General features: G+C 57.4%; 2 protein-coding genes. One reads left to right on the top strand and one right to left on the bottom strand.

Going from position 1 to position 1,150, the window contains the following annotated elements:
- The coding region (locus tag AC1D1X_RS23970; protein WP_477699437.1) for an AAA family ATPase at nt 1–808 on the bottom strand (808 nt) is incomplete at its 3' end.
- 135 nt (nt 809–943) lie between these two features.
- Between AC1D1X_RS23970 and AC1D1X_RS23975 the strand changes: the two genes are divergently transcribed.
- Nucleotides 944–1,150: c-type cytochrome (locus AC1D1X_RS23975; protein ID WP_477699438.1), on the top strand; the 207-nt coding region annotated here is incomplete at its 3' end.

The raw sequence follows: 1,150 nt of genomic DNA on the forward strand, positions 1-1,150 counted from the left end.
CGTCCTGCTCGTTCTTGAGCAATGCGCCCACCAGCGGCGGCACGGCGACCTTGTCGTCCTTGCTTTGCAGGGCGTCCAGCGGGATGTCTTCGGCGACCAGCAGTTTGAGCCAGTCCAGCAACTCTGAGGTCGACGGTTTCTTCTTCAGGCCAGGCAGGTTGCGCACGTCGTAGAAGGTCTTCATGGCTGCGGTCAGCAACTCTTTCTTCAGGTCGGGGAAGTGCACGTCCACGATCTGCTTCATGGTGTCGGCGTCGGGGAATTTGATGTAGTGGAAGAAGCAGCGGCGCAAAAACGCGTCGGGCAGCTCTTTTTCGTTGTTGGAGGTGATGAACACCAGCGGCCGGTGCTTGGCCTTGATGAGCTCACGCGTTTCATACACATAGAACTCCATGCGGTCAATTTCACGCAGCAGGTCGTTCGGGAACTCGATGTCGGCCTTGTCGATCTCGTCGATCAGCAGCGCGACCGGCGTTTCCGAGGTAAAGGCCTGCCACAGCACACCCTTGACGATGTAGTTGTGGATGTCCTTGACCTTTTCGCCACCGTCCACGGTCGACAATTGCGAGTCGCGCAGACGCGACACCGCGTCGTATTCATACAGGCCCTGCTGCGCCTTGGTGGTGGACTTGATGTGCCATTGCAACAGCGGCAAGTTGAGCGCTTCGGCCACTTCCTCGGCCAGCATGGTCTTGCCGGTACCCGGCTCGCCCTTGACGAGCAGCGGTTTTTTCAGGGCGGCGGCGGCATTCACGGCCAGCATCAGATCCTGGGTGGCGACGTAGTTCTTGGAACCTAGAAATTTCATGTTCTTGGGGGGAGGAAGTGAAAATTGAAAGGGCGTTTGCGCGGGTTGCCGGCAAGGGGTGCCCGGTCTCGGCAGGCCCAGATATAATCCAAGGTTGTTTTATACGATGAATTCCCACCTGATTGTGCGCGCAAAATGAATAAGCTGTTCACCACGATATTCGCCGTAACTGTCTCTTGCGTGACGGTTGCAAGCCTTGCCCAGGAGATCAAGGGCGATGCCAAAGCCGGCGAAACCAAGAATGCCATGTGCATCGGCTGCCACGGCATCAAGGGCTACCAAGCCTCTTTCCCCGAGGTTTACAAGGTCCCGATGATTTCAGGCCAGGGCGCCAAATACATC

It is taken from the genome of Polaromonas sp. P1_G4, assembly GCF_056405475.1.